This is a genomic window from Acidithiobacillus concretivorus (assembly GCF_018853445.1).
Lineage (GTDB): Bacteria > Pseudomonadota > Gammaproteobacteria > Acidithiobacillales > Acidithiobacillaceae > Acidithiobacillus > Acidithiobacillus concretivorus.
The window spans coordinates 1-12,624 of the sequence record NZ_JABELD010000026.1 but is presented as its reverse complement, the minus strand read 5'-3'; the positions used below and the strand labels follow the sequence as shown (position 1 = coordinate 12,624).

At 54.3% G+C, this 12,624-nt stretch carries 12 protein-coding genes, 1 tRNA gene and 2 pseudogenes; 9 read left to right on the top strand and 6 right to left on the bottom strand.

Annotation, left to right across the window (positions count from 1 at the left end; translation table 11 throughout):
* Positions 1 to 266 precede the first annotated feature (266 nt).
* The 8 genes from glnL (at position 267) to HJG40_RS03940 (ending at position 7,613) form a co-directional block, all read left to right on the top strand.
* On the top strand, positions 267 to 1,352 hold the full coding sequence (glnL, locus tag HJG40_RS03975; protein WP_215862995.1) for a nitrogen regulation protein NR(II): 1,086 nt from the start codon (positions 267 to 269) through the stop codon (positions 1,350 to 1,352).
* Positions 1,349 to 2,758, top strand: coding sequence for a nitrogen regulation protein NR(I) (gene ntrC / locus HJG40_RS03970; RefSeq protein ID WP_215862994.1), 1,410 nt, complete (start codon positions 1,349 to 1,351; stop codon positions 2,756 to 2,758). Before glnL ends, ntrC begins: the two co-directional genes overlap by 4 nt.
* Positions 2,759 to 2,854: 96 nt before the next feature.
* Positions 2,855 to 3,793, top strand: coding sequence for a tetratricopeptide repeat protein (locus tag HJG40_RS03965; RefSeq protein ID WP_215862993.1), 939 nt, complete (start codon positions 2,855 to 2,857; stop codon positions 3,791 to 3,793).
* A gap of 124 nt (positions 3,794 to 3,917) precedes the next feature.
* On the top strand, positions 3,918 to 4,886 hold the full coding sequence (locus HJG40_RS03960; RefSeq protein ID WP_215862992.1) for a polyprenyl synthetase family protein: 969 nt from the start codon (positions 3,918 to 3,920) through the stop codon (positions 4,884 to 4,886).
* Between the two features lie 10 nt (positions 4,887 to 4,896).
* A tRNA-Pro gene (locus tag HJG40_RS03955) sits at positions 4,897 to 4,973 on the top strand.
* A gap of 291 nt (positions 4,974 to 5,264) precedes the next feature.
* On the top strand, positions 5,265 to 7,019 hold the full coding sequence (locus tag HJG40_RS03950) for a peptidoglycan D,D-transpeptidase FtsI family protein (protein ID WP_215862991.1): 1,755 nt from the start codon (positions 5,265 to 5,267) through the stop codon (positions 7,017 to 7,019).
* Entirely contained in the window at positions 7,016 to 7,327 is a 312-nt protein-coding gene (locus HJG40_RS03945) for a hypothetical protein (protein WP_215862990.1), read from the top strand. Before HJG40_RS03950 ends, HJG40_RS03945 begins: the two co-directional genes overlap by 4 nt.
* Before the next feature lie 10 nt (positions 7,328 to 7,337).
* The gene (locus HJG40_RS03940; RefSeq protein ID WP_215862989.1) at positions 7,338 to 7,613 is read left to right on the top strand and encodes a hypothetical protein; all 276 of its coding nucleotides are present in this window, start codon (positions 7,338 to 7,340) and stop codon (positions 7,611 to 7,613) included.
* Between the two features lie 215 nt (positions 7,614 to 7,828).
* Here HJG40_RS03940 and HJG40_RS15555 read toward each other — a convergent pair whose 3' ends face one another.
* The 4 genes and pseudogenes from HJG40_RS15555 to HJG40_RS03930 form a co-directional block, all read right to left on the bottom strand.
* A complete protein-coding gene (locus tag HJG40_RS15555; protein WP_438263556.1) occupies positions 7,829 to 8,350 on the bottom strand; it encodes an ATP-binding cassette domain-containing protein in 522 nt (173 codons plus the stop codon).
* A pseudogene (locus HJG40_RS15550) lies at positions 8,342 to 8,866 on the bottom strand (ATP-binding cassette domain-containing protein); the annotation flags it as partial. The gene HJG40_RS15555 and the pseudogene HJG40_RS15550, both read right to left, overlap by 9 nt.
* Positions 8,849 to 9,688 (bottom strand): annotated as a pseudogene (locus tag HJG40_RS15545) (ATP-binding cassette domain-containing protein); the annotation flags it as partial. The pseudogenes HJG40_RS15545 and HJG40_RS15550, both read right to left, overlap by 18 nt.
* 93 nt (positions 9,689 to 9,781) lie before the next feature.
* Positions 9,782 to 10,132 (bottom strand): DUF4870 domain-containing protein, encoded by a 351-nt coding sequence (locus HJG40_RS03930; RefSeq protein WP_215862987.1) that lies wholly within the window; start codon positions 10,130 to 10,132, stop codon positions 9,782 to 9,784.
* 166 nt (positions 10,133 to 10,298) lie between these two features.
* Here HJG40_RS03930 and HJG40_RS03925 point away from each other — a divergent pair, with 166 nt between their 5' ends.
* A complete protein-coding gene (locus HJG40_RS03925) occupies positions 10,299 to 11,210 on the top strand; it encodes a uracil-DNA glycosylase (RefSeq protein ID WP_215862986.1) in 912 nt (303 codons plus the stop codon).
* A 58-nt stretch (positions 11,211 to 11,268) separates the two neighbouring features.
* On the opposite strand, the gene HJG40_RS03920 is transcribed toward HJG40_RS03925, so the two are convergent.
* Complete coding sequence (locus HJG40_RS03920) at positions 11,269 to 11,571, bottom strand: helix-turn-helix domain-containing protein (protein WP_226857090.1); 303 nt, start codon at positions 11,569 to 11,571, stop codon at positions 11,269 to 11,271.
* 447 nt (positions 11,572 to 12,018) lie between these two features.
* Positions 12,019 to 12,624, bottom strand: a 606-nt coding sequence (locus HJG40_RS03915; protein ID WP_368355872.1) for an ORF6N domain-containing protein, incomplete at its 5' end; no start/stop codon positions are given.

Genomic DNA, 12,624 nt, shown 5'->3' with positions numbered 1-12,624 from the left:
ATGATTTTCTGGCGTTGTAGTGGTCAGAGGTTGTGCACTATTATGGTGCGGTCGATGCACTGTCCTGGTTGCGACCGTTGCCCTGGATGATGGGCGGTGGTTTTGATTCGAGACGTTGTTGTTACTGGCTAGAACTGGTGCTCAGCTGAGGGATTGTATGCGTACGCAGGGCAATTTTCCGGCTGCCAGAGATTGGTTTGGTGTGTTTTTTGCTTGGATGAATTGATGAAGGCGCCTCCAGAGGCGGATACCCATTTGGAGCTTGCATGGCGCAGCGCAAAAACACAAAAACAGCATTGACGGAAAACGCGGTACTGGATGCCCTGGAGTCAGCGGTAATGTCTCTGGACGCTCAACACAAGCTGCGTTTTATGAATCCGGCAGCGGAAAACCTCTTGCGTATCAGTCAGTATCAGGCACGCGGCCAAACCGTTGCAGCCTTATGCAGTATTGTCGGAGAAGATCGTTTTGCTGCGCTGTTTGCCGATGCCACTGATTTGAATGGGACCATACTGCGTCGTGCCTTGCCATTGCAGCTCCATGATGGCAGTCATGCGGTGGTGGACCTGGTAGTGACGCCTTTGGCAGATGGTCATTTAATTATCGAAATGCGGCCGATGGAACTCCCCGCACGGCATGCAGAAGAAGAAATGCAGGATCGGATTTATGGAGCGGCTCAGGAAATGTTGCGCGGTCTTGCCCATGAAATCAAAAATCCTCTGGGTGGATTGCGCGGCGCTACCCAACTTCTTGAGAGAGAATTGCAACGTCCCGAATTGAAAGATTATACCCGGGTCATACTTCATGAAGTCGACCGTCTGCATCATTTGGTGGATCGTTTGCAGGGACCACGCAGCCGTCCAATTTTTGCCAACGTCAATATTCATCAGGTGCTGGAGCATGTGCGGCGTCTCCTTCAGGCCGAATTACCCACAGGTATTGCGTTGCGTTTCGATTATGACCTTTCCATTCCGGAAGTTTATGCGGATCAGGAGCAACTAGTGCAGGTTTTCCTTAATTTGATGCGTAATGCCCAGCAGGCGCTGGATCGCCATGGCACCATCCTGATTCGGACTCGGGTGGATCGATATGTCACTTTGCTCCACCAGAAGTTTCGCCTCGCCCTGCGGGTAGATATTGTCGATAGCGGTCCCGGGATTCCTGAGGATCTTTTACCCCGCATTTTTCTGCCCCTGGTGACCAGTCGTGCGGCAGGCATGGGGATGGGCCTGGCTATTGCCCAAGGTCTGGTGCGCGGACATGGTGGCGTGGTGCATTGTCATTCCCGACCGGGGGAAACCATTTTTTCGGTCTCCCTGCCCCTCGGCCAACATCGTGAGGAGCCGCAATGAAACAGGTCTGGATTATTGACGATGATCCCTCTATTCGCTGGGTACTGGAAAAAGCTCTGGCCCAGGCAGAAATCCCTTCCCGGAGCTTTGCTGATGCGGATAGTGCCTTACGGGCGCTGGGCCGTGATCAACCCAATGCCATTGTCACGGACTTGCGCATGCCCGGTCTGGACGGTCTGGCTTTTCTGAGGGAAGTGCAGGCGCGTTGGCCCAAGCTGCCGGTTATTGTCATGACGGCCCATTCGGACCTCGATAATGCCGTTTCGGCTTTCCAAAGTGGGGCTTTTGAGTATTTACCCAAACCCTTTGATATGGACGAGGCCATCAATCTGGTCCGCAGGGCTTTGGGCAGTCAGGAAGAACTGACAGCCAGTAGCCAGACGGAGGATGCGGATCCGACGGAAATGATTGGTGAAGCACCAGCCATGCAGGAGGTGTTTCGAGCCATCGGACGTCTGTCCCGATCACAGATCAATGTGCTCATTACCGGTGAGTCAGGAGCCGGTAAAGAGCTGGTGGCCAGCGCTCTGCATCGCCACAGTCCAAGGGCCAGAGGGCCTTTTATTGCTATCAATACCGCCGCTATTCCCGCCGAACTGCTGGAATCCGAACTGTTTGGACATGAAAAGGGCGCATTTACCGGAGCAGTACAAACCCGCCAGGGACGTTTTGAGCAAGCTTCCGGGGGTACCCTGTTTCTGGATGAAATCGGGGATATGCCAGCTGCCTTGCAAACCCGCCTGCTGCGGGTGCTTTCGGATGGTACTTTTTACCGGGTGGGGGGGCATGCCCCTTTGCGTGCTGATGTGCGGGTGCTGGCAGCCACCCACCAGAATCTGGAAGCCAAGGTTCGCGACGGCAGTTTTCGCGAGGATCTCTACCATCGCCTGAATGTCATCCATATTCACTTGCCGCCGCTGCGTGAGCGTCGCGAAGATATTCCGAAACTGGCGCGCCATTTCCTGCGCCGCAGTGCGGAGCAACTGGATGTCGAGCGCAAGCTGCTGAGCTCGGCTGCCGAAATGGCTTTCACCGAATGGCACTGGCCGGGCAATGTGCGGCAACTTGAAAATGTTTGTCGTTGGATTACCGTCATGGCTCCTACCAGTGAGGTGCAGATCACCGATTTGCCTCCGGAGATGAGTGTTGCTGCGCCGCTGACGGAACTGGCAGATGCGCCGATCCACCAGGATTGGCGGCTGCAACTGGGCACGCTGGTCCGCCAACGCCTCGCCAGCGGCGAAGAATCCCTGCTCGATAAAATTCAGCCTCAGTTTGAGCGTTGTATGCTGGAAGCAGCACTCCAGCATACCCGAGGTCACAAGCAAGATGCCGCCCAGAAATTGGGTTGGGGACGTAATACCCTGACCCGCAAGCTGAAAGAACTGGGTATTGAAGATCGCTAAAAATATTCTTGCAAATTCTGGCCCTTAGACTAATTGCACTGGAACATGCAGGATTAAGAGCATGTTTGGAAGCACGGTCGTGGGGTTGAGGTGTTTATGCAAGGCTTGATGATATTCCTGGAAGTGGTTGTTGTGCTGCTGTTACTGGTAGAAGTGTTTATTCGCTTGCGCGCCCGGCGGCGGCGTTTGCAGAACCGTGCTGCGGCGGCTTCGCCAGATCTTTCCAGGGATGCTTCTGCTCTACCGGCCAAGACTGTCCCCGCTCCCCCGCGTGAACTCACAGCTATTCCTGAAGCTGAAAAAGTGACAGCATCCATGCAGGAAGCGCTCAGCATTGATGACCTACTCAATGAGGCGAATATTTATCTGGAATATGGTCATCATGCCCAGGCGGCAACGGTATTACGTTGGTATGTCGATCTGAATCCCCATGAAACCCGGGTGATTAATCAACTGCTGGACACCTATATCGCCATGGCCGATATGGACAGTTATGCGGATTTGCTGGAAAGTCTGGGCGAAAAATCTGCCAAGGTTCCCATGGATGAAACCTGGTGGCGGGAGCGGGTGGAACACGGTTTACAGCAAGATCCCGGCAATCTCGAACTTCTGGTGCTAGCCGAAAAGGTGGGAATGGCTGTTCCCATGCCGCAGGAACAAGGTGGTGAGGCAGTGATGACCGCAGAAATGGCCCTCGCGCTGGTTGCCCGCAATCGTGACCCGCATTATGGCATGGCCATATTGTGGCGCGCGATTGCCCATGAGCCACTGCGCTTGCCCCTCTATGCCGAGTTATTGCGTATTACCCACCAGCAGCATCTTCTTGAGGAATACATCAACGCTTTGATTTTGCTCTTCCTGACGGTAGGTGGTGGCGGAAAAACGCTGCGCGAGCGGATGTTGCGAGCGGGTCAGGATCTTGGGCCGCACCCCTTATGGAGTGTGCTGGCTGAATGGCAGGGTAATCCGGAAGAATTGCGACAACTGGCCCGTTCCCGACAGCTGGAAATCCCCAAATCTCTCCCGGATGTCTGAGTCGTTGGGCAGCAATCGTGCTTGACAAGCGATTGTCGCCCTCACCACAATCCCCTGCGGCCGCAAGCTTGGCACTTTCTGGTGTAAAGTGGTGCCGATGCCAATAAACAGGGAGCAGCAAGGTATGGATCTGGAGTCGGTTAACCAACTGGTGCGGTCGGATATGTTGGCGGTGAATCAGGTGATTCAGGAGCAACTCCGTTCCGGAGTGCCGACCATTCCCGCGATGGGCACCTATTTGATTAACGCGGGTGGAAAACGACTACGTCCTATTGTGCTACTCCTGGCCGCGCGCATGGGTGGCGAACACAGCGCGCGACCAATCCCCCTGGCGGCAGTGGTGGAATTTATTCACACGGCGACACTCTTGCATGATGACGTGGTGGATGGTTCCGAGCTGCGCCGCAATAATGCCACCGCCAATCAGCTATGGGGTAATGCGGCGGCGGTTTTGGTGGGTGATTTTCTCTATGCGCGATCCTTTGAAATGATGGTGGCAGATGGAGATATGCGTATTCTGGCAACCATGGCCGAGGCAACCAGTGTCATTGCTCAGGGAGAGGTAGCACAACTGGAAAACGCGCACGACCCGGATTTGAGTGTAGCGTCTTATTTTTCGGTCATTGAAGCCAAAACCGCCAAATTATTTGAGGCTGCCATGCGTATTGGCGCCTTGATCAACCATCTGGACCAGCAGGCCGAAACAGCACTGGCAAAATATGGTTCGTTACTCGGGATTGCTTTTCAGTTGATGGACGATGCCCTGGATTATTCCACCTCCGCCGAAAAAATGGGTAAAAATCGTGGAGATGATCTGGCTGAAGGCAAGGCGACCTTACCCTACATTCACGCCATGCAGCATGCTACCCCGGCTGAGCAGGCTATTTTACGCACGGCTTTGGATGCTGAAAAACAGGGTGATTTTGCAACGGTCTGGGAAATCATTGCCAGAACAGAAGCTATTGATTACACTTTGCGCGTCGCGGCAGAAAAGGCTGAACAGGCTGTTGCTTGTTTGTCCAGCTTTCCCGATGGTCCGGAAAAGTCAGCTTTGACATTTCTGGCCGGGTTTGCGGTGCAGCGTGACTTTTAGGTAATAGCATCGGGGCGTGGCTCAGCCTGGTAGAGCGCCGCCTTCGGGAGGCGGATGTCGGAGGTTCGAATCCTCTCGCCCCGACCAAATTGTTGAAAAGGCCCGCTCTGTCGGGCCTTTTTGGTGTTTTCATGGCGTTCCAAAAAATTGCGGCTCGAAGCAGGCAGGGATTTTGTGGATGTTTAAATGGTTGTTACTGGCAGGGTTTCTGGGTCTGTTGTTTTATTTCTGGCGGCAAAAACAGCGCGTACCCAAAAAACATCCTGAAGTGGAGTCCTTAGTTCGCTGCTCCGTTTGCGGGCGCCATATAGCCGTCCACTCCGCCATGATGAGCGCTAAAGGCCATTATCGTTGTACCCTACACGCGGGAGATCCGGATTGACCGCAGAAAGCCCAAAGTCGAATCGCATTTTGCCCCGTTGGCGGGCGGTGCTCATTCTGGCAATCATCTTTGCCGGCTTTGTTATTGTGTTGACCCGGGATACAGATTTGCAATGGTGGCAGGATCATACCCTGCGTGATCAGGGGCGCATGCGTTATATGCAGGATCGTCCTCTTCCTGCTGATCGTGGCGTGATTTATGCCGCTAATGGTACGGCACTGGCAGTCAATGTCCCCGCTGTTACCATCTGGACAGACCCGCGAATTTTTAATCGATACCAGAAAGATTGGGATAAGGTCGCTGCCGCCTTGAATTTAAGCCCACAGGCACTGGCGGAACGTGTGCAATCCGGTGGTTCCGGGTTTGCCTATATTTTGCGTCAGGGCGAGCCGCAAATGGGCAAGGCTTTGAATGCCCTTCATGTGCCGGGTATTTACGTGCAGGCAACCAGTCGCACTTACTATCCACTAGGCGCTGTGACTACGCCTCTGCTGGGCCTGGTACATCTGGATCATCATGGTGCTGCTGGTCTGGAAAGGGGCTATGACCAATGGCTGGCAGGCCATTCCGGCACGGAAAAAGTATTGGTGGACGGGCAAGGTGAAGTGCTGCGGGTGCTGGGTGCGCGTCATGCCCCCGTACCCGGTCATGATCTGCATTTGACCATTAATCCCCAGATTCAGTACTGGGCATACATGACCCTGCTGGCTGCCCAGAAGCACTTTGGGGCCACAGAAGGTTCTGCAGTGGTCATGAACGTCGAAAATGGACAGATTCTGGCCATGGCCAGCGTACCCTCCTGCAACCCCAATTCCCGAAATGGTTGCGGCAATCCTGCCGATTACGTCAACAACGCCGTGCATCAGGCTTTTGAACCAGGTTCTGTCATGAAACCCTTTATGGTGGCGGCGGCACTGAAAACCGGCAGTATCCAGCCGGATCAAAGCTTTAATGTTTCGCACTGCCTGCCCGTCGGTGGGTTTTGTATTCGTGATGATGTGGTGCATCATGAATTGAATGTGGCCCATATTCTCAAATATTCCAGTGACATCGGGGCAGCTAAAATTGCGTTGCGGACGCCTGCTCAAGCTATTTATGATATGTATCGGGCTGCGGGTTTCGGGAAAGAGCCGGATTTGGGTTTCGCTGGCGCTACTGGCGGCGTCCTGCCACAACCTCAGACCTGGGATAAGGCCCGCCACGCCACCATTGCGCTGGGTTATGGCGTATCAGTGACGACCCTGCAGCTCGCCGAAGGTTATGCGGCCATTGCCAATGGTGGTTATCATGTGACACCCAGCCTGATTGCGGGTCAGCCGGTGCAGAAACAGCGCATCATGCCAGCAAATATTGCCGCACATTTGCGCCACTGGCTTGAGGGTGTGTGTGCAGCCAACGGGACCGGAATTTTGGCTGCCATTCCTGGTTATGCGGTGGCTGGCAAAACCGGGACCGCCAATATGGCTAATGGCAAGGATGGGTTTCAGAAAAACAAGACTAATGCGACCTTCGTGGGCTTTGCCCCAGGCTTTGCTCCAAAACTGGTCATGGCCGTGACCATGCGCGGCAGCACGCGGTACTGGAACTTCGGCGGCGTTGAATCGGCACCAGTGTTTCGGGTTACCATGCGCCATGCGCTGCAAGAATTGAATATTTCTCCACGCTGGTGCGGTGGCAAGGCTTGTGCTTCCAAGAATAAAGGCATTACGGCCACTCAGGCGGAAATATGGGCAGAAGGAGGCGGAAATTGAGTCAAACCGATAAATGGGTCGCCCGTATTTTGGCGCTGGGTATTGCAGGCTTGCTGCTGGGTGTTCTCGCCTTCGCCGCTGTTTCGCGCATCCCGGTAGCCCATATTTATGTGAATGCCGCCGGTGCCCGAAATATTATTGTGGCTGGACATCAGGCCGTAGCCGCACCCGATTGGCCGGGTGCCTATCGAGTAACCCCGCGTTTTACCAATCCTGCTTTCTGGTCTGATGCGACTCTCTACTTTCGGCAGGGCAAGGCGGTAACTATCCCGCGTCAGGACATCAAACTCTGGGTGTACCGTGGTTAAAGCAGACCCCATGACTGCGGCTTTGAAGGCCTTGCTGCAAGGCGTTGTCGCCGTTGTTGTGGTGCTTTTGGCGGTGTTGTTGTTGCTGGCACTGGATGGTCTTTTATTGATTCCGGGATTGATGTTGGCTTACACATTGATGGGTCTTCCCTGGCACTGGCCCGGTATTTTGCCGGACCCCCTGAATCCTCCCGGCCCCTGGATCAGTATGGCCGTCGGGGTGATTGCCACCCTGGTCCCGGCTGTCGTGGATGGGATCGTCCTGCACTTTTTTCTGCGCAAATGAAATAATTTCCAGTTAACCTAAAAACGGCAGTTGCCGTGGGTGCTTTGCAGCGACTTTTGTTCTGAGCCGTTGTTGTTCTTGGCGAAATCCAGCGCCCGTCAGGAGAGCTGTTTGAGCCCGTAGGGCGAGTTCTCTCCTGACAGCAGGATGAGCCTTAGAACAACAGGCAAGGAACAATGGAGCAAAAAGCACCCACGGCAACTGCCGTTTTAGGGTTAAGCGTTGTTGCTGGCAGCCGCTTTGGCTTCCAGCAGCTCCCAGCGTGAATAAGTCTGCTGCAACTTTTTGGCGAGCTGGTCTGACTGCAGTTGGAGCGCTTTCAGCTTTTCCGGGTTCTGGTAGGTTTCCGGCAAAGCCAGAGTCGCTGCCACGTTTTCCTGTTCCTGCTCCATAGCCTCTATTTGGGCAGGTAAAGCAACCAACTCCTGACTTTCCTTGTAACTGAGCGTGGTTTTTTTGTTGTTTTCCCGTTTGCCGGATGTTTTGCCCGTAGAGCTTTCGGCATTCTTGCTGGCAGCACGCTGGATTTCTGTCTGCCAGCGTAACCAGTCCTCATAGCCGCCAGCATTCTGAGTAAGCTGGCCATTTTCTCCAAAAGCAATGACCTGGGTGACTACGTTATCAAGAAAGTCCCGGTCATGAGAAACCAGAAACAAGGTGCCCGTATAATTCTGGAGACGCTCTTCCAGAACTTCAAGGGTTTCCAGATCCAGGTCATTGGTCGGTTCGTCAAGCACCAGAAAATTGGCGGGGCGGGCAAACAGGCGGGCCAGTAGCAGGCGCGCCCGTTCGCCGCCCGACAGAGCCTTGATCAACCCCCGGGCGCGACTGGGAGGGAACAGGAAGTCCTGCAAATATCCCAGAACATGGCGGCGCTCCCCATTGATCTCAATGAAATCATTACCATCCGCAATGGCATCCACCACCCGGCTTTCCGGATCAAGCGTCGCCCGCATCTGATCAAAATAGGCGACTTCCTGTTTGGTGCCGCGCCGGATCTGACCTTGCTGGGCTTCCAGTTCGCCGAGAATCAGGCGTAGCAAAGTGGTTTTACCGGCTCCGTTAGGGCCAATAATACCGACCCGGTCGCCCCGTTCAATGCGCGTTGAAAAATCCCGGATGATGGGACGCTGCTCATAATAGAAGGATACCTGTTCCAGTTCCGCAATCAAGGCGCCGGAGCGTTCCGCCGTGCTGATCTGCAGGCTCGCCTGCCCCTGTTGCTGGCGACGGCTGGCGCGCTCCTCGCGCAAACTTTCCAGACGCCGCAAACGGCCCTGATTGCGCTTGGCACGCGCTTTTACCCCCTGTCGCAACCAGGCTTCTTCCTCGGCGAGTTGCCCTTCCAGACGATTATCGGCAGCAGCCTCGGCCGCCAGCACTTCCGCTTTGCGCGCCTGATATTCGGCAAAACTGCCCGGAAAACTGCGTAAAATGCCGCGATCCAGTTCGACAATACGAGTGGCCAGACGATCCAGAAAACGCCGGTCGTGGGTGATAAATACCAGGGTGCCGCGATAGCGCAGCAGAGACTGTTCCAGAGCAAGAATGGCGGGTAAATCCAGATGGTTGGTGGGTTCGTCAAAAAACAGAATATCCGGTTCGGAAACCAGTGCCGCAGCAATGGCTACGCGCTTGCGCTGCCCTCCTGACAAAGCAGAAACCACGCCTTCCGCTGGCAGGCCCAGGCTATCGCGTAGGGCTTCCGCTTTATAGTCGATTTGCCAGGCATCATGATGATCCGCCAGGGCATGGGCCTGGGCGTCTCCGGCTTCGGCATTTTGCAGATGCCGCCAGGCGGGGTGTCCGGATTTGATAGCGGTGAGCAGATCGTGATCGGCGGCCAGTTCGGGTTCCTGAGCCAGATAGCTACGGCTAAGTCCCGGTGCCACCCAAAGATTTCCGGCATCCAGCCTGCAAAGACCGGCAAGCACTTGCAGCAGGGTTGATTTACCTTCGCCATTGCGACCAATCAGACCAATGCGTTCACCGGCTTCAAGATTCAGATCCGCATGGTCCAGTAAGGCGCGGCCTCCCCACTCCACCTGCCCCGCTTCCAGCCGCAGAATCGACATCGCCCCAATCTCCCATGTGTTTTCATTCAGAAAGGAGATAGGGTACGGGGCGGGCTCTGACGGCGCAAGCCGTCATTGCGGAAGGGTCTTGGTCTAGCCCAGCAGACGCAGGGTCAGAGGATAACGGTAGGCTTCACCGCTACTGGATTTCAGTGCGGCAATAATGCAAAAAATCAGATTGAAAAGAAAAACCAGGGGAAAAATAAACAGCCCGATGAGTAAGGCGCTGAGCACGCTGGCGACAATGTAAGCGAGGAGAATGGTGATCTGAAAATTCAGGGCTTCTTTGCTCTCGGTGATGAGCCATTGGTTGTCGCCATCCTTCTTGATCAGATACACAATCAGCGCCGGTAAAAAACCGAATAAAATACCCCCAGCCTGGATTAATGCCATGATGTTACGATCTTCCTTGTTGTTGCTTGTTACCAGACTGCCTGTTTCCATGATAAAGCTCCCTTGCAAGATGGGTGGTCCAGCTATTTGATGGTGCGTGATTGTATGATGCTGGTTTTTTATCATACTGATTATCATCATGAAGTGGAATATGCTTGTGCGGTATGGGCCACAAATTATATTTGCCAGCACAGCTTCCGACCCTTAGCATAAGGGCATGTCAGAGATTTTTAATGCAGAGCAGCGGCAGTTTCTGAAACTCCTGGGTTTGGCGGTGCCAGGGGAGAGCCCCGTTCTGCCCCCGTTAAAAAACCAAGCAGAGTCTGCCCCGGCGCAAGCAGACGCCAAGGCAAAAATCCCGGAATCCATAGCAAGTTCTCTGGAGGGTCCGGAGGGTATCCGTACCTTGCGCGCAGCCGCAGGTATTCTCAGTGGTGCCCCACCGAAGGCAGCGGGCGTACCGCAGCCAAAAATCCTGGCTGAACCGGAAGCGGCGGCGTTATCGTCTGATCTGCCTGCACCCGCCGAATCTGCCGAACCGCAAAGGCTGCAGCAGATCAGTGCGAGTGATTGGCGTGATTTGCAAATCATGGTGCATAACTGTCGGGCTTGTTCATTGGGCGAAACCCGCCAGCATGCAGTTTTCGGAGCCGGTAACCCTAGAGGTTCCTGGTTATTTGTAGGAGAAGCACCGGGCGCCGAAGAAGACCGGCGCGGTGAAGCTTTTGTCGGTCGCGGCGGGCAGTTGCTGGATAACATGCTGAAAGCCATGGGCCTGACCCGCCAGCAGGATGTCTATATTGCCAATGTGCTCAAATGCCGCCCCCCCAACAATCGTGATCCTTTGGGCCCGGAGGTGCAGTCCTGCCTGCCTTTTTTGCAGCGCCAGATTGCACTGCTGCAGCCCCGTATTATTGTTGCCCTGGGGCGCTTTGCCGCCCAGAGTCTGCTACAGGTTACGACACCCATCGGCCAGTTACGCGGACAAACCCATCAATACCAGAATATTCCATTGATTGTTACCTACCACCCCGCCTATTTACTCCGTAGTCCGCTGGAAAAGCGCAAGGCCTGGGAGGATTTGCAGTTGGCGGTGCAGGTGTACTCAGCGCAATCATTGCCTGAATAATTCCAGTGAAACCTGCTCGTGGCTTTTGGATAAGGGTAATGGATAGGTTCGTGCTTGTTTACAGAGCGCCTGCCAATGCGAATTCTGATTGCAGCGCACATTGAATCCCAGCAAATTGGCTCTTGTCTAGGCGTTTACAGCAGTCATGCGCAATATTGCGGACGGTACCTTCTGTAATCCCGATTTCTTCGGCAACACTGGTGAACGTATGGAGCAGTGAGTGCGGACCGATCCAGCGGGCCCGGCGTTCCGTCATGCGGCGCTTGCTGTCCACCTCAGGAAGCGTTTCCATGAATGTTTTACCACAATCCCGACATATGAAGCGCCGGGCGTTCACATAGAGTCCTACCCGTTTGTTCATTGACAAAAAAGTATCATCCTGAAAACTCCGTAACCCATTGATATACTGTTCACGCCGTCAGCCACACAGAGACAAAGCATCATCCTGATTTTTGTGCAACCTATTGATTAATCGTTATCAATACACTTTAGTCCCCAGTTCTACCGCAACCTAGGACGATACTTTATTGTCGAGGGATGATACTCTATTGTCCGTTAACACCGTTTTCCATTCGTCGGCAGATCATGGACCAGCAATTCCGAGCGACCATAACCGACACATTGGATGCTCTGACACGCTGGGCAGTGCGCTGCCGGTGTCTGCGTCTCAATCGGGATATGGTAGTCGTGTGCTGTTTCATGCACCGTGCCGATCGTGTAACCCGGCAGCCGGAGCAGGTTCATCGGAACATGGTGGATAGTGCGTGACGAGACAGACTCGCCGTTCGCAGAACCACTTTGCCGGGGATTACTGCCCGCCACCGTCGATGTCCGCCGTAAAACCGATCGGGCGGTTTTGAGGATTAGGGGCTTGCATTAGTTCGCGGAGGGCGTTGATCAACCCGGCAAGGGCCTGATCATGGGTGGATACGGTGCGTTCCAGTGCATTCAGTTTCTCTGCCAATTCCTTGTGAGCCATTAACATCCTTCGCAGATGGACGAAAGTACGTACAACAAAAACGCTCATTTCGATGGCTTTGGCAGAGTTCAGGACCGTGGCGGCCATGATGGCTCCATGTTCGGTAAATGCGTGGGGCAGGTATCTACGGCCACCCCGCCCGGTATTTGAGGTCGCAATTTGCGACCTCAAAATCGCGTGCTCATCCTCATCCAGTTGAAACATGAAGTCCTGTGGAAATCGGTCCAGGTTGCGTTTGACCTGCTCATTGAGTCGCTTGGTAGTGACACCATAGAGTTCGGCGAGATCTGCATCCAAAATGACGTTGAGTGTCAAACAGCGTTTAAAAATGACCAGGTAACAGCGTCTATTTTTGACCAGTTTTAAAGGGGGTGGGTGCGACGTTTTTTGAACCGGTATGAATCGTTTCCGGTCTCCAGAATATCGCAGTGGTGG